Source organism: Streptomyces sp. TBY4 (assembly GCF_024213195.1).
Classification (GTDB): Bacteria; Actinomycetota; Actinomycetes; order Streptomycetales; family Streptomycetaceae; genus Streptomyces.
This window is the reverse complement of sequence record NZ_JANAVF010000007.1, coordinates 339,384-358,241: the sequence shown is the minus strand read 5'-3', so window position 1 is coordinate 358,241 and position 18,858 is coordinate 339,384. Positions and strand designations below refer to the sequence as shown.

The following is an 18,858-nucleotide window of genomic DNA, read 5'->3' as shown; positions in this document are numbered from 1 at the left end:
CACGGGCGACAGGCCGTCAGAAGCCCGGCGGCTCCGTGTACGTGCCCCACTCGTCCCGCAGCAGGTTGCAGATCTCGCCCATCGTGGCCTCGGCGCGCACCGCGTCCAGCATCGCCGGGATCATGTTCGACCCGTCGCGGGCGGCGGCCAGCATGGCGTCCAGCGCCGACTTCACCTTCGCGTCGTCCCGGGCGGCCTTGCGCTCCGCGAGCTCGCGGACCTGTACGGTCTCCACCTCGTGGCTGACCCGCAGGATCTCCAGGTCCCCGGTGACCGAGCCGTGGTGGCAGTTGACGCCCACGACCCGCTTGTCGCCCTTCTCCAGCGAGCGCTGGTACTGGAAGGCCGACTCGGCGATCTCCCCGGTGAACCAGCCGTCCTCGATGCCCCGCAGGATGCCCGAGGTGATCGGTCCGATCGGGTGCTGCCCGTTCGGGTGGGCGCGCAGTCCGCGCTCCTTGATCTGCTCGAAGATCTTCTCGGCGTCGGCCTCGATGCGGTCGGTGAGCTGCTCGACGAACCAGGAGCCGCCCAGCGGGTCGGCCACGTTGGCCACGCCGGTCTCCTCCATCAGCACCTGCTGCGTGCGCAGGGCGATCTCGGCGGCCTGCTCGCTCGGCAGCGCGAGGGTCTCGTCGAGGGCGTTGGTGTGGAGGGAGTTCGTACCGCCGAGGACGGCCGCGAGGGCTTCCACGGCGGTGCGCACGACGTTGTTGTAGGGCTGCTGGGCGGTGAGGGAGACCCCGGCCGTCTGGGTGTGGAAGCGCAGCCACATCGTCTTGTCGGACTTCGCCCCGTACACCTCCTTCATCCAGCGGGCCCAGATCCGGCGGGCGGCGCGGAACTTGGCGATCTCCTCGAAGAAGTCGAGGTGCGCGTCGAAGAAGAAGGAGAGCCCGGACGCGAAGTGGTCCACGTCCAGCCCGCGCGAGAGGCCCAGCTCCACGTACCCGAAGCCGTCGGCGAGGGTGTACGCGAGCTCCTGCGCGGCCGTGGCCCCGGCCTCGCGGATGTGGTAGCCGGAGACGGAGAGCGGCTTGTAGGCGGGGATGCCGTTCGCGCAGTACTCCATGAGGTCGCCGATGAGGCGCAGGTGCGGCTCGGGTTCGAAGAGCCACTCCTTCTGGGCGATGTACTCCTTGAAGATGTCGGTCTGGAGCGTCCCGTTGAGGACGGACGGGTCGACACCCTGGCGTTCGGCGGCCACGAGGTACATGCAGAAGGCGGGGACGGCGGGGCCGCTGATCGTCATGGAGGTGGTCACGTCGCCGAGCGGGATGTCCTTGAAGAGGATCTCCATGTCGGCGGCGGAGTCGATGGCGACCCCGCAGTGGCCGACCTCGCCGAGCGCGCGGGGGTCGTCGGAGTCGCGCCCCATCAGGGTGGGCATGTCGAAGGCGACGGAGAGCCCGCCGCCGCCGGCGGCCAGGATCATCTTGTAGCGCTCGTTGGTCTGCTCGGCGTTGCCGAACCCGGCGAACTGCCGGATGGTCCAGGTCCGCCCCCGGTAGCCGGTGGCGTGCAGACCGCGGGTGTACGGGTACTCCCCCGGCCAGCCGATGCGCTCGAAGCCCTCGTACGAGTCGCCGGGCCGGGGTCCGTAGACGGGATCGACGGGGTCGCCGGAGAGCGTGGTGAAATCGGCCTCGCGCGTGCGGGCCTTGTCGTACCGGGCCTGCCAGCGACGGCGGCCTTCCTCAATGGCGTCAGCGTCCATACCTCTGAATTTACTAGGACGTCCTAGTAAATGTCGATGGCCAACCCCCGGGGAGTCGCCCCGGGGGTGGACGGATCGGCGGATGGATCAGCCGGGGTCAGGCGCGGACGGTGGCCGGCGCGCCTTCGAGGAGGGGCTCGACCTCTTCGCGGATCTTGCGCTCGACGAAGAACGCGGCCAGCGGGATGGTGCCGGAGACCAGGACCCACAGGAGCTTGCCGAACGGCCACTTGGCCTTGGAGCCCAGGTCGAAGGCGAACACCAGGTAGATCATGAACAGCACACCGTGCGTCTGCGAGACCGCGAAGGTCAGGTCGGCGCCGGTGTCGAAGCCGTACTTCGCCACCATGCAGGCACAGAGGATCAGGAGCATGACCGCGGTCACGTAGGCCATGACGCGGTAGCGGGTCAGCACGCTTCGTTTCATGCGGTCGAGCCTAGCCGTCCGCTTTGCACGATCTTGACGGGGGCCGGGACCAGGGTGCGTCGGCGGCTCCGGACTCCGGGCGCAGACCCAGCTCGCGGAGCTGGTTGACCGCCGACATGGCGGTGAACAGCGCATTCGGGTTGGCCCCGCCGACGCCCAGGTCGGCCATGGCGCGCCCGTACCCGGCGGCGAACCCGCCCGGGGCGACCGGCCCGCCCTGCCCGACCAGGCCCAGCGAGGCCTCCTGGAGGGCGATGGCCTGGTCCAGCAGCCGGTCCAGGTGGGACACCGCCTCGGCGGCGGGGCGCACCGCGAAGGTGTGCCCGTCGGTGAGGAGCGCGGCCTCCCCCGCCTCGAAGAGGAGCGCGGCGGAGCCCAGGACCGTCTGGATCTTGAGCTGGTCGGCGTCCGCCATCGCACCGCAGGGCCCGTTGCCCTCGTCGGACAGGTGGAGGACGCCGGGGTCCCGCAGGTGCACGATCACGTGCCCGGCGCAGTGCCCCTGGCTGCGCAGCACGCGGACCGCGCCGTCGGCGAAGGTCCAGCCGGTGGACCGGAGCGGGCCGGTCCTGATCCGCTCCAGCGGCCGTTCCTCGTAGGTCCGGGTCGTCCTGCCGAAGGGCCGCATGGGCCGGAAGAGCGAGACCACCCGGGCCGCCGTCCCCGCGGGGTCGGACAGCTCCGCCGGTCCGGCCACCCGCTCGAAGGCCCGTATCCAGTACCCCACCGGGTCCCGCATCTGGTCGAGGTCGGGGGCGGGGACCCAGTGCTCCGCCGGTACGCCCAGTGCGTCGGCCAGGTCGTTGTTGCCGACGTGGTCCAGGTGGCCGTGGGTGGTGAGCACCAGCGCCCGCGACCACGGCCCGACCCGGGCGGACGCTTCCCGCAGGGCCGCGCGGAAGACCTCCGTGACCCCGGTGTCCACGAGCACCAGGGTGTCGCCGGCCCGGTGCACCAGCGCGTTGGCGACGTCCGGCTGTCCGCGGCCCAGGTCCAGGCCCTGACCGAGGACCAGGACGGTCCGGTCGTCGATCTCGATCAGGTCGCCGAGTGCGGTCATCGGGCCTCCCGCGGTCCGGTCCGGGCCAGCTCTGCCGAGCGTACGCCGAGGGCGGGGGCGGTGCCCGGTGTCAGCGGGACCCGGAGGGGTCAGCGGGACCCGGGGGTCACTTCTCCTCGAAGTCGGCCGCTGCCACCCGGAGCGGGCGCAGGAGCGCGAAGATCTCGCCGCACTCCTCGGCGTCGTAGGCCCCGAGCCCGAAGTCGATCTCCATCAGGTCCCGGGTGGCCGCCTCGACCACCTCGCGGCCCTTGTCCGTGATCGACGCGAGCGTGCCGCGCCCGTCGTTCGGGTTCGGGCGGCGGGCGACGAGCCCGGACTTCACCAGCCGGTCCACGGTGTTCGTCACCGACGTCGGGTGCACCATCAGGCGCTCGCCGATCTTCGACATCGGCAGTTCCCCGGCCTTGGAGAAGGTCAGCAGCACCAGCGCCTCGTAGCGCGCGAAGGTCAGACCGTACGGCTTGACGACCGCGTCGACCTCGCCGAGCAGGATCTGGTGCGCCCTCATGATCGAGGTGATCGCGGCCATCGAGGGCACCGGACCCCAGCGCTGCTGCCAGAGTTCGTCGGCGCGGGCGATGGGGTCGAAGGGAAGGCTGAGCGGCTTGGGCACGCACCAGACCCTACCGGGCGGTCATTTGGCGGCGGGATCCGTCTCACGCCTCGGCCCGTCCGTCCCTGCGTCCGTCCCTGCGTCCGTCCCTCCGTCCGTCCCTCCGTCCGCCTCTCCGTCCGTCCCTCCGTCCGTCCGGCGCACCTCGGCGAGCAGCAGCAGGACGGCACCGGTGCCCAGGACCGCGGCCGACGCGACCACCACGTGGACGGGCAGGAACTCCGCCGCGACCCCGGCGAGCGCCATGCCGACGCCCTGAAGGGTCATCAGCCCGGTGCTGAGCAGGGTCATCGCCCGGCCGCGCAGCTCCTCCGGGACGGCCTCGACGTACCACTGGTCGAGCCCGAGGGTGTACGCGTGGGCCAGCCCGGCGAGGACCAGCGCGCCCAGCAGGAGCGGCAGGCCGGGCCGGACGGCGTACGCGAGCAGCGGCAGCAGCGAGACCGCCGCGAGCGGGGCCGTGATCCGCGCACGCGTTCGTGCGGTGAGCGCGGAGCCCGCCCACACCTCCCCGGCAATGGCTCCGGCCGGCATCGCGCACATCAGCAGCCCGAGCCCGGCGGTGGAGATGCCGAGGCCGGTGGCGTACGGGGTCAGCAGCGCCTCGGGCACCACCACGAAGAGCGGAGGCACCCAGGACAGCAGGGTGAGCGCCCGCAGCCTGCGGCGGCCCAGGACCGCGCGCAGTCCGGCGAGCGGGGACACCCGGTCCGCCCCCCGGCCGGAGCCCGCGGAACGGGCGGGCCGGGCCCGGGTGCCCAGGCGCAGCAGGGCCGCGGAGCCGAGGAACCCGGCGGCCGTGAGGAGGATGGCCCCGCGCGGGGCGAGCACGGTGAGCAGCAGCCCGCCGAGCCCGAAGCCGATGAGCTGGGCGCTCTGCGCCACCATGCGCAGCAGCGAGCGGCCCAGGACGTACGCCTCGCCGGCGCCGAGGACGTCGGTGAGGGAGGCGCTGCGGGCCCCCTGGAACAGCGGCGCGACGAAGGCCATCGCGCAGCGCAGGACGAGCAGCAGCGCGACCGGGGTGCCGGGCGCGGCCATGGCCGCCGCGCAGGCCGCGCAGACGAGGTCGCAGCCGACGAGCACCCGGCGGGCGGGGAGCCGGTCGGCGAGCGGCGCGAGGAGGGTGCCGCCGAGGGCGTAGGGGAGGAAGCCGAGGGCGAAGGTGAGCGCGCTCATCAGCGGCGAGCCGGTGGCGCGGTACACCAGCACGGTGAGGGAGATCTCGGCGACGACGACGCCGAGCACGGACAGCAGGTGCGCGGCGAACACGGGCCGGAACTCCCGGACCCGGAAGACGGCCCGGTACCCGCCGGCACCCTGCGCGGTGTCGTGACCGGGCCCGGGGGCGGGCGCCTGCCCTGGGGCGGACTGCCCGGGGGCGGCGGGTGGCTCGGCTGCGGGCGTATCCCGGCTCGCGGTTGTCATACGGGCGACCTTGGCGCGCCCTAGGCTGACAGAACAGAGATTCGCCCTCACCCGAATCACCCGCACACGACCCCGACCGTCCGCCACCCTGTCCGACCCACCCGGCCCCGCCCACCCAGTCCTACCCAGTCCTCCCGCCCGACCCCGGCGCCCCGCCCGACAGCACGTCCGGCCCGGCCCGACACCCGGCACCCCGCCGCCCCGCACCACCCCATCCCGCCCCACCCCCGGAGGGACCCGTGGCCTTTCACTTCCGCTTCGGCCCCGCCGACCTGCTGCGCTGCCGGTTCTCGTTCTCGCCCCGCTGGGAGACCCAGGAGGCGGTACGGGTCCTCCTGGACCGGCGCCGGCACGCCTACCACCTGCCCTGGCTCCGCGGGATCCGCACGGCCGCCGCCGGCCTGGACCTGCGGCCGCTGTGGCTGCTGATGCCGCGCACGGGGCACAATCCGGACTTCCTCAGCCCGCCCCCGACGGGCCCGTCGGTCACCTTCGAGGAGGAGCTCGCGCGGGTCCGGGCCGCCGATCCGCAGGCCGCCCGGGAGGACCTGCGGCGCTCCCTCGTCTGCACCCCGGGCGCGCTGGAGAGTGCGGCCGGGCAGCGGATGCTCGCGGATCCGGAGCGGGCCGTCCAGGAGCTGGCCGACCTCTACGAGCAGGCCTGGCGGGCGCTGGTAGCCCCGCACTGGCCCCGGCTGCGCGCCCTGCTGGAGGCGGACGTGCTGTTCCACTCCCGGCGGCTGGCCGCGGGCGGGCTGGAGGCCCTCTTCGACGGGCTCCACCCGGATCTGAGCTGGTCGGACGGCACCCTCACCATCGCCCGCCGGGGCCACCACGACCGCTCCCTCGACGGTCAGGGACTGCTCCTCATGCCGAGCGCCTTCGTCTGGCCGGAGGTGGTGGGCGGCTACGACCCGCCGTGGCAGCCGACCCTCGCCTACCCGGCCCGGGGCATCGGCGCCCTGTGGACCGCCCCGGCGGGCCCGGCCCCCCTGGCGCTGGCCCGCCTCCTGGGCCGCGCCCGCGCCGACGTCCTGTGCGCGCTGACCGAGCCGGCCTCGACCACCGCCCTGGCCCACCGCCTGTCCCTGGCCCCCTCCACGGTCTCCTCCCACCTGAAGACCCTCCAGCAGGCCGGCCTCCTCATCCCCTCCCGCCACGGCCACCAGATCCTCTACGAACGCACCCCCCTGGCCATCGCGCTGACGGGGGCCGAACCTCCGGCGTTTGAGGAGCGGAGGCCCGGGGGCGGAGCCCCCGAAGCGGTCCGGGCGCAGCCCGGCTGGGGGTCCCCCCGGACGGAGTCTGGGGGATGGCCGAGGGGCGGGTAGGGGACGGCCCCGCGCAGCGGCACCCCCGCCCCCACCCGGCCCCACCCGACCGCGGCCAGCGGTGTCGCACCCCACCCCAACTGCCCGTTATGTCACGATGACCCGGTTCGCAGCCCACCCCTTCGCCCCGAGGAAGCCGGATGCCAGGCCGCCGCCCCCGTAGACGCCCCGTCACCCTCCTCGCTCCGACCCTCGCCCTCGCGGCCGCAGTCGCCTGCTCCCCCACCCCCACGCCCCAGCCGGAATCCGCACCGCCCCACCGCCCCACGGGAGTGGGCCTGGTGGACGAGTCCCCGTTCTGGGTGGACCCGCAGAGCGACGCCGCCCGCCAGGTCACCGCCTGGGAGGCGCAGGGCCGCAACAGCGACGCCCAGGTGCTGCGCCGCATCGCCGACCGGCCGATGGCGCTGTGGGGCCCGGCCGGCGACCCCGGCCCGGAGATCCGCCGGGCCGGGGCGGGCGCCCGTAAGGCCGGCCGCACCCTGGTCCTCGTCGCGTACAACATCCCGTACCGGGACTGCGGGCAGCACTCGGCGGGCGGTGCGAAGGACGCCACCGCCTACCGGAGCTGGATCGGCGCCTTCGCCGACAACATCGCGGACACGAAGGCCCTGGTCGTCCTGGAGCCGGACGCCGTCCCGCACCTCGTGGACGGCTGCACGCAGGCCGGTCACCGCGACGAGCGGCTGCGGCTGCTGTCCGAGGCCGTCGACCGGCTCAAGCACAACAAGAACACCAGGGTCTACCTGGACGCCGGCAACCCGGCCTGGATCCCGGACCCGAAGAAGCTGGTCGCTCCCCTCTACGCGGCCGGTCTCGACCGCGCCGACGGCTTCGCCCTCAACGTCTCCAACTTCCAGCCCAGCACGGGAGCCCGGGAGTACGGCGCCGCCCTCTCCAGGGCCGCCAAGGGCAAGCACTTCGTCATCGACACCAGCCGCAACGGTGACGGCCCGCTCCGGGGCGACCGCGCCCAGGCCTGGTGCAACCCGCCGGGCCGGGCGCTGGGCACACCGCCGACCGACGGTACGGGTGACCCGCTCGTGGACGCGTACCTCTGGGTCAAGCGGCCGGGCGAATCGGACGGCACCTGCCGCGGCGGCCCCCCGGCCGGTACCTGGTGGCCGGACTACGCCCTGGGCCTGGCCCGCCGCTCCACCGACTAGGCCGTCCCCTCCGGATCGTGCCGGTCAGGCCCGCCGGCGGCCGCGGTCCTCGCCGCTGCCGGGGACCTCATCAGTTCTTCTCCACGGTGAAGGTGGAACAGGAGTCCCGTGGCGTGCCGTCCGCGTTGGTGACGGATCCCGTGATCGTCCGCGGCGACTTCCCGCCCACCTCCGCCGACAGACCGACCATCTCGTAGCCCTCCGGCTGTTGGAGCCATCGCTCGGCAAAGAGCCTCATGCGCGTGCCGGCGTGCGTTCCCCGCAGGGCGAAGGAACCCCGGGACAACCCGGGATTGGAGGGAAGAGGGTAGAAGTCGAAGGTGGCGGTGAGGTCGTCGGCATTCTGAGAGATGGTGAGGATCAGGCCCGTCTCACCTTTGCTGCAGTAGTAGCTGCCGCGCCACTTACCGGCCAGGGGTGACGGCTCCTCCGTCGCCGACTCGGTGGGGTCGGCCGTCGTCGGCTTCGCAGGAGCCTTTGTCGTGGGCGCGGTCGAAGGGGCCGTCACCTGCTGAGTCGGATGTGGCGAAGTCGTGTGGGGTCCGGCTCCGGGGGGCGTCGAATCACCGTCGGTGTCGGCCGCGATCACTCCCACCGTGACCGCTGCGACAGCGGCGACGATGACCCAGGGAAGGGCTCTGAAGCCCCGGCCACGGGGCGGGCCGGGACGGGAAGGTGCCTGCCGTGGCGGAGGTGCGGGGACACCACTGCCGGCCGCCATCCGGGTCGGTACGGCATGCGGGTCAAGGGCCGGGCGGGGATCCATCTCGGTCGCGATGACGGCGGGTGGAGCCGAGGCCCGTCCGCCGTCGGTCCCGGCATGTTCCTCCCCGTCCAGGTTGAGCAGGTGCTCGGCCTTGCGGGCGATCGCGGAAGCGACCGGAGCCGGCAGCCAGTCGGCTCCGCCGCTCGGTCGGGCGGCTTCCGCCCGGGCTCGCAACGCCGCAGGGGAGGGTCTGCGCTCCGGAGACTTTTCCAGACACTCCCGCACGATGACGGCGAACGCGTCCGGCAGGCCGCTCAGGTCGGGGTCGTGATGAACGATCCGGTACAGCAGCACCGGTCCGGTGCCGCTGCCGAAGGCTGCTCGTCCGGTCGCTGCGTGGACGAGCACCGCTCCGAGTGAGAACACGTCGCTGGCCGCACCCACCTCCCGGCCTTCGGCCTGCTCCGGCGACATGTATCCGGGCGAACCCACCACGAGTCCGGTCCCGGTCAGATCGGCCCCGTCGGCGGCCCGCGCGATCCCAAAGTCGATCAGCAGGGGGCGGTCCAGGGACAGCAGGACGTTCGAGGGCTTCAGGTCCCGATGGACGAGCCCGCAGGCGTGTACCGCCTCCAGAGCCTCGGCCAGTCCTGACAGGAGTCGCCACAACGACGCCTCGGGCAGCGGCCCGTGCTGGTGCACGGCCTCGGCGAGCGAAGGGCCCGGAACGTAGGCGGAGGCCAACCACGGAATCGCGGCGTCGGGGTCGGCGGCCACCACCGGCACGGTGCCCGTCCCCGAGACGGCCCGTGAGGCCCGTACCTCCCTGGCGAACCGCTCCCGGAAGCCCGGCATCCCGACCAGCCCGGCATGCACCAGCTTCACGGCCACCGTCCGGCCACCGGGCGAACGCCCCAGGTACACCCGCCCCATTCCCCCCTCTCCCAGGCGCATCAGCAGTCGGTACGGCCCTACCTGCCTCGGATCTCCGCTGGTCAGCGGATCCACCTAACACCCCTTAAAGGAAGGCCACTTGGGCCAACTGCAATATCGTGCCACGCGCCGGGGACGACGAGTAGGGAACCGGGGTGTCCGCCTGCGGGGCGCCGCGTGCGCTCCTCCTGCCTCCGGGGTGCGCCGCCTAGCCGGACCCGGCCCCGGCGGGGCCCAGCCAGCCGTCCGGCGACTCCGTCGACGGGGGCGGCGGAGGCGGCGACGGCTCCGGAGCCGGCCGCACCCGGACCCACTTCGCCACCGACGGGGTCCCGTCCGCGTCGGTCACGAACAGCATGTACCAGCCGGGCGGCACCAGCGTCGGGTCGCCCGGCACGGTGACCGTCACCGCGCCGGCCGTCTTCTCCAGTCCGAGCTCGATCGAGCGCTGTTCCACGTCGGTGGTGTGCGTGACCGCGCTCGGCCGCATCAGCCGGGCCCGCTGGATCCGCTCGGCCTTCGGCGCCCGGAAGGTGGCGCGGCCGCCGAGCCGGACCTCCTCGGGCCCCTCCCCCAGGACCGGCCGCAGCGCCGGGTCCCGGTGCAGGTAGGGCGGTCTGTAGACCTCCAGCCGGTGTTCGAAGCGGCCCAGCCGAACGGGTCACCGCACCGGGAAGCGGTGGCGCGGGGCCCGGGCCGCCGCCCTCAGCCGGTCCGGCCTCCCAGCAGGATCCCGCGTCCGGCGTAGAAGCGGTCCAGGTCGACCCAGGGGACGGACGCGTACCGCTGGGAAGCGCCGGGGAAACCGGAGGGGTTGTGCACGAGGACGGCGTCCTCGGTGGCCCCCACGGCGAGCACCAGGTGACCGCCCCTGGCGTCCACCACGGGGGCGAGGGTCCGGATGGACCAGTGGACCGACAGCATCGCCAGACCGCCCCGGGCGAGCACGTCCCGGACGGCCCCGTGGTCCAGGACGGGCGCCGAGCGCGCGTCCAGACCCCAGCGGGCAGCGACGTACTCCGCGAACGGCTGGTAGATCAGCCCCTTCACCGCGTCCCCGTCCCGCACGTACGCCCCGGCCCCGGACAGCTCCTTCACCAGCTCCACCGAGGGCGGCACCGCAAGCCCCAGGCTCCCCAGCACCATCCGCAGGCAGGCCACCCCGCACATCCGGGGCGCCCAGAAGGCGTACTCCTCGGGGGAGTCGGCCCCCGACCCGGCCCACAGAGGATCCCGGGCCGCATCGGCCCCCGAGACGAACCCGGGCACCAGATCGGCGGACTCCCACTGGGAGTAGTACGGGACGACGTGCTTGATCACGGAAGCGGTCATGCCTCCGAAGTCTGCTGCATTCCGCTCCCCCCGCGGACCGGACGGCTCAGCCCCCGGCGAGGTGGCGTTCCACCGTTTCCATCTTGGAGGTCATGCCGTCCGTGACGCCGGGGCGGATGTCGGCCTTGAGGATGAAGGAGACCCGGGGCGCGCGTTCCTCCACGGCGGCCACCGCACGCTTGACCACGTCCATCACCTCGTCCCACTCGCCCTCGATGGTGGTGAACATCGCGTCCGTGCGGTTCGGCAGCCCCGAAGCGCGGACGACGCGGACGGCGTCGGCCACGTACTCGCCGACCTCTTCGCCGACGCCCAGCGGGGTCACCGAGAAGGCGATCATCATGCGCGGGCCGCCTCACGGGCGCGGGCGGCGAGGACGCCGGCCGACTCGTCGCGCTTGAGGACGCGGTCGCCGTAGAGCCCGCCGAAGGGGACCAGCGCCAGCAGGAAGAAGAGCACGACCTTCTTCAGGGGCCACTTCGCCTTGACCCAGACGTCCAGCAGGAAGACCCCGTAGATGACGAACAGGATCCCGTGGATGATGCCGAGCGGCATCATCAGGTAGTCGATGTCCGAGACGCGGCTCAGCACCGAGCCGAAGATCAGCAGCGCCGGGAACGAGAGCGCCTCCGGTACGGAGATGAGGCGCAGCCGGTGCAGGGCGGAAGCGGTCTTGATGTCCACGTGGAACCTTCGGGGTGGATGCCGGGGGTCCGTCCCAGTGTCTCAGCCGCCCCCGGCGATCTTGCCGCGGGGCCCGGGGTCCCGGCGGACCGGGACGGGCCGGGTGTGATATCGGCCAACGGGCCCTGTTCGGTGCCGCCCGCTGCGGATACCGTCTTCCCGTGGCTCAGTTCCGACTCCAAGGCAGCAAGGTGCTCGCCGTCGACCTGACCGGGGACGCCGTGAAAGCGAAGAACGGCGCCATGGTCGCGTACGACGGCCAGATGGCCTTCAAGAAGATGACGGGCGGCGGCGAAGGCCTCCGCGGAATGGTGACCCGGCGGCTCACCGGCGAGCAGATGACCGTGATGGAAGTGCAGGGTCACGGCACCTGCTTCTTCGCCGACCGGGCGAGTGAGATCAATCTGGTCAATCTGCGCGGCGAGAAGCTGTACGTCGAGTCCAGCAACCTGCTGTGCACCGATGCCGGCCTGCGCACCGGCACTACCTTCACGGGCCTGCGCGGCGCTACGACGGGCAACGGCCTGTTCACCACGACCGTCGAGGGCAGCGGGCAGGCGGCGATCACCTCCGACGGCCCGGCGGTGGTGCTGCGGGTCAGCTCCCAGTACCCGCTGTCGGTCGACCCGGGTGCGTACATCGCGCACACCGGGAACCTCCAGCAGTCCTTCCAGTCCGGCGTGACCTTCCGCACGCTGATCGGCGAGGGCTCCGGCGAGGCCTTCCAGATCCGCTTCGAGGGCGAGGGCCTGGTGTACGTGCAGCCCAGCGAGCGCAACACCGTCGGGGGCGACGTCTGATGCCGTTCCGCGAGATCAACTCGAAGATGGTCGAGGCCCAGGTCGTCCCGGGGCAGAAGATGTACAGCCAGCGCGGCGCGATGCTCGCCTACCGCGGCGAGGTCTCCTTCACCCCGAGCCTGACCGGCGGCCAGGGCGGCGTGATGGGCATGATCGGGCGCCGCGTGGCGAACGAGCAGACCCCGCTGATGGAGGTCGAGGGCAGCGGCACCGTGATGTTCGGCCACGGCGGCCACCACATCCAGGTCATCAGCCTCACCGGCGAGACCCTCTACGTGGAGGCCGACCGGCTGCTCGCCTTCGACGGCACCCTCCAGCAGGGCACCATGTTCATGGGCGCGCAGGGCGGGGTCATGGGCATGGTCCGCGGCCAGGTCACCGGCCAGGGCCTGTTCACCACCACCCTCAAGGGCCACGGCTCGGTGGCGGTGATGGCCCACGGCGGGGTCATCGAACTGCCGATCCACCCGAACCGCCCGATCCACGTGGACCCGCAGGCCTACGTCGCCCACCACGGCGAGGTCCGCAACAAGCTGTCCACGGCACTGGGCTGGCGGGACATGGTCGGCCGCGGCTCGGGCGAGGCGTTCCAGCTGGAACTGTCCGGCCAGGGCGCGGTGTACGTACAGGCCTCGGAGGAGAAGCTTTGAATCCTCCCCGCCTCAAGGGGCAGGGATTCCTGGCTCACGTTGGCTGTGGACCGGCGGTCCGGCAGCTCTTGCACGATCGGCACCAGCCGGGTTGAGACCAGCCCGGACCAGCATGACGTGTGCGGAGTTCTTGTCCCTGGGGGACACGGCACCGCACGCGGTGCAGGTGTAGGTACGTTCTGAGAGAGGTAGTGCGTGCTTGGTTCTCGCTCCGCACTGCGCGCAGTCCATGGTGGTGTGCGCGGGATGGACAAGGTGCACGATGCGCCCGTGCTTGCGGGCCATCGCGATCAGGGCTGCCTTGGTCGCGCCGATCGCCGCATCGGCGGCCTTGCGGGCCATGGTCGACTTGGCGAGGAAGCGCGGCCGGAAGTCCTCCACGGCGAGGGCGTCGTGGTCGCGGACCACGGCCTTGGCCCATTTGCGACCGGTGTCCTGCCGCTGCCGGGCCACCTTCTTGTGGAGCTTCACTGCCAGCCTCTTCGCCGCCAGGTAGCCCCTCGAACCCGGTGTGCCCTTCGCTGGTTTCCGGCGGGCCATCATCCGCTGATAGCGGGCAAGCCCGGCGGCAGCCTTCCTGCCGTGCCCGTCGTGCGGGAGGTCGTGGGCGTCGCTCGTGGTGGTCGCCGTCTCCTTCACACCCCAGTCGATCCCGAGCACCGCACCCGTCTCAGGCAGGGGCTGCACGTCGATACAGACGACGAAAGACGCATACCAGTGCCCAAGGCTGTCGCGGAAGACCCGCACCGACGACGGCTCCGCCGGGAGAGCGCGGGACCACACCACCCTCAGACTGATGCCGCCCGCGAGATGCAGACGGCCGTCCTTGATCCGGAAACCGCGCCGGGTGTAGTTCAGGCTCGGATCGGCCGCGCGCTTCCTCTTGAACCGGGGCATCCCCGCCCGCTGCCGCACCGGCAACCCGGCCTTGATGTCCTTCAACGCCTTGGCACGCGACTTCCCGAAATCGCGTACCAGCTGCTGCTGCGGAACGCTGCTGCCATTACGCAACCATGTGTTGCGGGTACGCGCCTCCGTCAGCATCCTGTCCAGCCGGGCCGGCCCGCAGTTCTCGCCCTCGGCATGGGCCTTCTTCGACCGAGCGGCGCACTCGTTCCAAACCCACCGGCATCGCGCCCACTCACCCGACAACTTGGCGAGCGCGGTCGGCGACACCCGCAGCCGGAAGGTGAACCGGGCACGCGCGGTCGCCTCGGTCTCCTGGGGTGCCGTCACGGGAGCAACCTAGACCCATCCGCTGACAACACCAGAAAGTGCAGGTCACGGCAGATGCGAGCAGAACTCCTACGCTCCGCACCTACGATGGCGGGACCCATTCCTCCACGGGCCGAAGCCCGGAGCATGCTGGGAGAGATCCGGTGAACTTTGGTCCCGTGACCGGTGGGCCCGGCGGTCCGACCGTCTTCGACCCGTACACCCTGCCGTCCGACGACAACGTCAACGCCTACACCTTCTGCGTGGAGCTCAAGGGGAGCCAGTGGTTCCTGCAGAAGGGCAAGATGATCGCCTACTACGGGCGCATCGAGTTCAACGGCATCGGCCACGGCCGGTTCGACCGGCTGCTGCGCACCAGCTTCCATTCGCCGCTGCACGCGAGCGACTGGGTGGTGGCCGAGGGCCAGGGCAAGATGCTGCTGGCCGACCGGGCCTTCGACGTGAACTCGTACGACCTGGACAACGGCAACCTCACCATCCGGTCGGGCAACCTGCTCGCCTACCAGCCCTCCCTGGCGCTGAAGCAGTCGATCGTCCCGGGCTTCCTCACCCTGATCGGCACCGGGAAGTTCGTGGCGGCCTCCAGCGGTCCGGTGGTGTTCATGGAGCCGCCGCTGCGCGTGGACCCGCAGGCGCTGGTGGGGTGGGCGGACTGCCCGTCCCCGTGCCACCACTACGACCACGGGTACATGTCGGGCGTGCTCGGCGGGCTGCGCTCGCTGACGGGCATCGGGGGCTCTTCGGGCGAGGAGCACCAGTTCGAGTTCGTGGGCGCGGGTACGGTACTGCTCCAGTCCTCGGAGACGATGATGGCGGAGCAGGCGGTCGGGGCCGTGGGCGCCGGCGCGGCCGCGGGCAACGCGCAGGGCGTGCCCGGGCAGGGACAGGGCCCGCTGGGCCAGCTCGGCGTACCGCGGATGCCGGGGCAGCTGGGTGATCTCCAGAGGCGCTTCGGACTGTAGGAATCGGACGCAGGAAACCGCTCCACCCGCGGCATCTTTGTACGTAATTCAACTTCTTAGGTAGAGTTCTTTCATGGAGACCATCGAGACCGAGACGGCCACCCCCTGGCTGACCGACGCCGAGCAGTGCGCCTGGCGCACCCACCTGGACGTCAGCAGACTGCTGTCCCACCAGCTGGAAAAGGACCTCCAGCCGTTCGGGCTCACCAACAACGACTACGAGATCCTCGTGAACCTCTCCGAGTCCGAGGAGCACCGGATGCGGATGAGCGACCTCGCGACCTCGACCCTGCAGTCCAAGAGCCGGCTCTCCCACCAGATCACCCGCATGGAAACGGCGGGCCTCGTCCGCCGCGTGAACTGCGAGTCCGACCGCCGCGGGCTCTACGCCGTCCTCACGCCCGAGGGCATGGACACGATGCGCAAGGTGGCCCCGCACCACGTGGCGTCCGTCCGCCGGCACTTCATCGACCTGCTCCCGCCGGAAGCCCTCGCCGCGCTGCGCGCCGCGCTCACACCGGTCGCCGAGCACCTGCGCGCGGGCCGCGGCAAGGCCTGAGCCCGGGCCGCTCGGCGCGCCCATCCCGGCGGATCACCGGACAATGGGAACAACGCACTCGCAGCCGGCCCAGCCGAGCGACCGTAGGCGCACGTGGTCGGCCTGAGGAGGTCCAGCCATGCAGCGCAACAGTTTCGTTTCGGCGGCCGCAGCCGTGGTTCTGGCACTGGGAGGCCCGGTGGCGGCCGCGGCGACGGCGGCCGCCGCCACCCCGACCGCCCTGACCGCGGCCACCGCCGCGCGCGCCGACGTGACCGCCGAGGCGGCGGCCGCGGCGGCCCTGAAGGCCAACCCCGGCGTCATCGAGTCCCTGGACCGCGACGGGGCGGTCTGGCACGTGGACGTGGTCAGCAAGGACGGCACCCACTCGGAACTGGAGGTGGACGCCGCGAGCGGCAGCGTCACCAAGGAGAACCAGGACGACGATCAGCAGGCGGACGAGTACGCCGCGCTGCTCGCCGCGAAGGTGACCGCCGAGCAGGCGATGAAGACGGCCGTGGCCGCCCACCCCGGCAAGGTCTGGTCGGTCGAGTGGGACGACGACGACAACGGCCGCGCCGCCGTCTGGAACGTCGAGGTCAAGACGACCGACGGAAAGACCCAGAACGTCCACGTGGACACCGCCTCGGCCAAGGTGGTCCACTCCGAAACCGATGACAACGACGACGGGGACAATTGAGCCCCGCGCGCCACACGCACGGAAGCCGCACCCCGTGGACGGGGTGCGGCTTCCGTATGTGATCAGTCAGTGCTCACGGTCAGGCGTTGGGACGCTTTCCGTGGTTGGCCTTCTTCTTCTTGCGGGCTCGCTTCTTGTTGCCGCGCTTCGCCATGAAACCTCCCTGCGTCGGGGCATTCCGGGCGTTCGCCAGTCTATGACCGGCCCGCGGGCTCCGCATCCGGTTCCGCCGCTTCCGTCAGCGTCGCAAGCAGCGCGTCCGAAGCCGCGTACGGGTCCAGCTCTCCCCGAGCGACCCGCGCGGCCAGCGCCTCCAGGTGGGCGTCGCCGTGCACGTCGGCCAGCCGGGCCCGCAGTGCGGTGATCGCGATGGTCTCCACCTCGCGCGCGGCCCGGGCCGTGCGCCGCCGCGCCAGCACCCCGTGCTCGTCCATCCACGCCCGGTGCTTCTCCAGCGCCTCGACCAGCTCGTCGATGCCCGTACCGCGCGCCGCGACCGTCTTGACGATCGGCGGCCGCCAGTCGCCCTTGCCCCGGGACTCCCCCAGGCTCAGCATGTGGTTCAGCTCCCGGGCGGTGGCGTCCGCGCCGTCCCGGTCGGCCTTGTTCACCGCGTAGACGTCGCCGATCTCCAGGATGCCCGCCTTCGCGGCCTGGATCCCGTCGCCCATCCCGGGGGCCAGCAGCACCACCGAGGTGTCGGCCTGCGCCGCGATCTCCACCTCCGACTGCCCGACCCCGACGGTCTCGACGAGGATCACCTCGCAGCCGGCCGCGTCCAGCACCCGGATCGCCTGCGGGGCGGCCCAGGCGAGTCCGCCCAGGTGGCCGCGGGTGGCCATGGAGCGGATGTACACCCCCGGGTCGGAGGCGTGGTCCGACATGCGCACCCGGTCGCCGAGCAGCGCGCCCCCGCTGAAGGGCGAGGACGGGTCGACGGCGAGCACGCCGACCCGCTTGCCGGCCTGCCGGTACGCGGAGACCAGCGCCGAGGTGGTGGTGGACTTGCCGACGCCCGGGGAGCCGGTGAGGCCCACCACGTACGCGTTGCCCGTGAGCGGCGCCAGCGCCGCCATCACCTCGCGCAGCTGCGGGGACGCCCCCTCGACCAGCGAGATCAGCCTGGCCACCGCCCTCGGCCTGCCCTCACGGGCCTGGGCCACCAGCTGGGGGACGTCCACCGCCGTCATTCTTGCTGCGCTCCTCGGTTCTCTTACGGGTACGGGAACGGGTGCGGGCGGCCGGACGGCCGCCCCTCCCCTACGGGACGCGGACGATCAGGGCGTCGCCCTGGCCGCCGCCGCCGCACAGGGCGGCCGCGCCGACCCCGCCGCCGCGGCGCTTGAGCTCCAGCGCCAGGTGCAGCACCACGCGGGCGCCGGACATGCCGATCGGGTGCCCGAGGGCGATGGCGCCGCCGTTGACGTTCACCTTTTCCGGGGTCACGCCGAGGTCCTTCATTGACTGCACGGCGACCGCGGCGAAGGCCTCGTTGATCTCGATCAGATCCAGGTCCTCCACACCCAGGCCCTCCTTCTTGAGGGCGTGCAGGATCGCGTTGGAGGGCTGCGACTGGAGCGAGTTGTCCGGGCCGGCCACGTTGCCGTGGGCGCCGATCTCCGCGAGCCACTCCAGGCCCAGCTCCTCGGCCTTGGCCTTGCTCATGACGACCACGGCGGCCGCGCCGTCGCTGATCTGCGAGGAGGTGCCGGCGGTGATGGTGCCGTCCTTGGCGAAGGCCGGGCGCAGCTTGCCGAGGGACTCGGCGGTGGTCTCGGCGCGGATGCCCTCGTCCTGCGAGAAGACCACCGGGTCGCCCTTGCGCTGCGGGATCTCGACCGGGGTGATCTCGGCCGCGAAGACGCCGTTCTTCTGCGCGGCGGCGGCGCGCTGGTGGGAGGTGGCCGCGAACTCGTCCTGCGGGGCGCGCTCGATGCCCAGGCGGGTGTTGTGCTTCTCCGTGGACTCGCCCATCGCGATGTTCTCGAAGGCGTCGGTGAGGCCGTCGTAGGCCATCGCGTCGAGCATCTCGATGGCGCCGTACTTGTAGCCCTCGCGGGACTTCGGCAGCAGGTGGGGGGCGTTGGTCATGGACTCCTGGCCGCCCGCGACCACGATGTCGAACTCCCCGGCGCGGATGAGCTGGTCGGCCAGGGCGATGGCGTCGAGACCCGACAGGCAGACCTTGTTGATGGAGAGCGCGGGAACGTTCATCGGGATCCCGCCCTTGACGGCGGCCTGGCGGGCGGGGATCTGGCCCGCGCCGGCCTGGAGCACCTGGCCCATGATCACGTACTGGACCTGGTCGCCGGAGATCCCGGCCCGCTCCAGCGCGGACTTGATGGCGAAGCCGCCGAGATCGGCACCCGAGAAGGACTTCAGCGAGCCGAGCAGTCGCCCCATGGGCGTGCGGGCCCCGGCGACGATCACTGACGTGGTGTTGTTCGTTCCGGACATGGAGCACAGCCCCTTGAGGATGAGGAGTGAACGAGGGTTTACCCGAATGTACTGAGCGGTACCCGTGCCGTCACCGGCACGTCAGTGTGATCGCGCGCACGTTGCGTAACCGCCT

Annotated in this window: 20 protein-coding genes and 1 pseudogene; 7 read left to right on the top strand and 14 right to left on the bottom strand. The window is 72.0% G+C overall.

Annotated features, from left to right (window positions below; translation table 11 throughout):
* Positions 1-16 precede the first annotated feature (16 nt).
* From NLX94_RS19845 to NLX94_RS19825, 5 genes are all read right to left on the bottom strand, one after another.
* Positions 17-1,717, bottom strand: a complete 1,701-nt coding sequence (locus NLX94_RS19845; RefSeq protein WP_254384285.1) for a methylmalonyl-CoA mutase — start codon at positions 1,715-1,717, stop codon at positions 17-19.
* A 97-nt stretch (positions 1,718-1,814) separates the two neighbouring features.
* Positions 1,815-2,144: a DUF3817 domain-containing protein gene (locus NLX94_RS19840; RefSeq protein WP_254384284.1), complete on the bottom strand. Its 330-nt coding sequence runs from the start codon at positions 2,142-2,144 to the stop codon at positions 1,815-1,817.
* Between the two features lie 10 nt (positions 2,145-2,154).
* Positions 2,155-3,204, bottom strand: a complete 1,050-nt coding sequence (locus NLX94_RS19835; protein ID WP_254384283.1) for an MBL fold metallo-hydrolase — start codon at positions 3,202-3,204, stop codon at positions 2,155-2,157.
* Positions 3,205-3,310: 106 nt separating this feature from the next.
* Positions 3,311-3,820, bottom strand: a complete 510-nt coding sequence (locus NLX94_RS19830) for a MarR family transcriptional regulator (RefSeq protein ID WP_254384282.1) — start codon at positions 3,818-3,820, stop codon at positions 3,311-3,313.
* A 21-nt stretch (positions 3,821-3,841) separates the two neighbouring features.
* On the bottom strand, positions 3,842-5,248 hold the full coding sequence (locus NLX94_RS19825; protein WP_254384281.1) for an MFS transporter: 1,407 nt from the start codon (positions 5,246-5,248) through the stop codon (positions 3,842-3,844).
* Between the two features lie 239 nt (positions 5,249-5,487).
* On the opposite strand from NLX94_RS19825, the gene NLX94_RS19820 reads away from it, so the two are divergent.
* Together NLX94_RS19820 and NLX94_RS19815 are read left to right on the top strand one after the other, a co-directional pair.
* Positions 5,488-6,579, top strand: a complete 1,092-nt coding sequence (locus NLX94_RS19820) for a DUF5937 family protein (protein WP_254384280.1) — start codon at positions 5,488-5,490, stop codon at positions 6,577-6,579.
* Positions 6,580-6,719: 140 nt separating this feature from the next.
* Entirely contained in the window at positions 6,720-7,745 is a 1,026-nt protein-coding gene (locus NLX94_RS19815) for a glycoside hydrolase family 6 protein (RefSeq protein ID WP_254384279.1), read from the top strand.
* Between the two features lie 70 nt (positions 7,746-7,815).
* Here the strand turns inward: NLX94_RS19815 and NLX94_RS19810 are convergent, their stop codons facing one another.
* The 5 genes and pseudogenes from NLX94_RS19810 to NLX94_RS19790 all read right to left on the bottom strand — a co-directional run bounded on the left by NLX94_RS19810 (position 7,816) and on the right by NLX94_RS19790 (position 11,400).
* Positions 7,816-9,405: a serine/threonine-protein kinase gene (locus tag NLX94_RS19810; protein WP_254384278.1), complete on the bottom strand. Its 1,590-nt coding sequence runs from the start codon at positions 9,403-9,405 to the stop codon at positions 7,816-7,818.
* A gap of 280 nt (positions 9,406-9,685) precedes the next feature.
* Positions 9,686-10,039 (bottom strand): annotated as a pseudogene (locus NLX94_RS19805) (galactose oxidase early set domain-containing protein); the annotation flags it as partial.
* Between the two features lie 50 nt (positions 10,040-10,089).
* On the bottom strand, positions 10,090-10,716 hold the full coding sequence (locus tag NLX94_RS19800) for a C39 family peptidase (RefSeq protein WP_254384277.1): 627 nt from the start codon (positions 10,714-10,716) through the stop codon (positions 10,090-10,092).
* 46 nt (positions 10,717-10,762) lie between these two features.
* Complete coding sequence (locus NLX94_RS19795) at positions 10,763-11,059, bottom strand: MTH1187 family thiamine-binding protein (protein WP_254384276.1); 297 nt, start codon at positions 11,057-11,059, stop codon at positions 10,763-10,765.
* Positions 11,056-11,400, bottom strand: coding sequence for a DUF3817 domain-containing protein (locus tag NLX94_RS19790; protein WP_254384275.1), 345 nt, complete (start codon positions 11,398-11,400; stop codon positions 11,056-11,058). The genes NLX94_RS19795 and NLX94_RS19790 overlap by 4 nt, the downstream gene beginning before the upstream one ends.
* Positions 11,401-11,561: 161 nt before the next feature.
* Here NLX94_RS19790 and NLX94_RS19785 point away from each other — a divergent pair, with 161 nt between their 5' ends.
* Positions 11,562-12,200: an AIM24 family protein gene (locus NLX94_RS19785; protein WP_254384274.1), complete on the top strand. Its 639-nt coding sequence runs from the start codon at positions 11,562-11,564 to the stop codon at positions 12,198-12,200.
* Positions 12,200-12,850 (top strand): AIM24 family protein, encoded by a 651-nt coding sequence (locus NLX94_RS19780; RefSeq protein WP_250744760.1) that lies wholly within the window; start codon positions 12,200-12,202, stop codon positions 12,848-12,850. Before NLX94_RS19785 ends, NLX94_RS19780 begins: the two co-directional genes overlap by 1 nt.
* Positions 12,851-12,862: 12 nt before the next feature.
* Here the strand turns inward: NLX94_RS19780 and NLX94_RS19775 are convergent, their stop codons facing one another.
* The gene (locus NLX94_RS19775) at positions 12,863-14,086 is read right to left on the bottom strand and encodes a transposase (protein WP_254384273.1); all 1,224 of its coding nucleotides are present in this window, start codon (positions 14,084-14,086) and stop codon (positions 12,863-12,865) included.
* A gap of 158 nt (positions 14,087-14,244) precedes the next feature.
* Here NLX94_RS19775 and NLX94_RS19770 point away from each other — a divergent pair, with 158 nt between their 5' ends.
* The 3 genes from NLX94_RS19770 (at position 14,245) to NLX94_RS19760 (ending at position 16,286) form a co-directional block, all read left to right on the top strand.
* A complete protein-coding gene (locus tag NLX94_RS19770) occupies positions 14,245-15,048 on the top strand; it encodes an AIM24 family protein (RefSeq protein WP_254384383.1) in 804 nt (267 codons plus the stop codon).
* Positions 15,049-15,130: 82 nt separating this feature from the next.
* Entirely contained in the window at positions 15,131-15,607 is a 477-nt protein-coding gene (locus NLX94_RS19765; protein WP_254384382.1) for a MarR family transcriptional regulator, read from the top strand.
* 118 nt (positions 15,608-15,725) lie between these two features.
* Positions 15,726-16,286: a PepSY domain-containing protein gene (locus NLX94_RS19760; protein WP_254384272.1), complete on the top strand. Its 561-nt coding sequence runs from the start codon at positions 15,726-15,728 to the stop codon at positions 16,284-16,286.
* A gap of 79 nt (positions 16,287-16,365) precedes the next feature.
* On the opposite strand, the gene NLX94_RS39630 is transcribed toward NLX94_RS19760, so the two are convergent.
* The 3 genes from NLX94_RS39630 to NLX94_RS19750 form a co-directional block, all read right to left on the bottom strand.
* On the bottom strand, positions 16,366-16,440 hold the full coding sequence (locus tag NLX94_RS39630; RefSeq protein ID WP_099895366.1) for a 50S ribosomal protein bL37: 75 nt from the start codon (positions 16,438-16,440) through the stop codon (positions 16,366-16,368).
* Between the two features lie 40 nt (positions 16,441-16,480).
* The gene (gene meaB, locus NLX94_RS19755) at positions 16,481-17,476 is read right to left on the bottom strand and encodes a methylmalonyl Co-A mutase-associated GTPase MeaB (RefSeq protein ID WP_254384271.1); all 996 of its coding nucleotides are present in this window, start codon (positions 17,474-17,476) and stop codon (positions 16,481-16,483) included.
* Between the two features lie 70 nt (positions 17,477-17,546).
* Entirely contained in the window at positions 17,547-18,743 is a 1,197-nt protein-coding gene (locus NLX94_RS19750) for an acetyl-CoA C-acetyltransferase (protein ID WP_254384270.1), read from the bottom strand.
* Between the last annotated feature and the right edge of the window lie 115 nt (positions 18,744-18,858).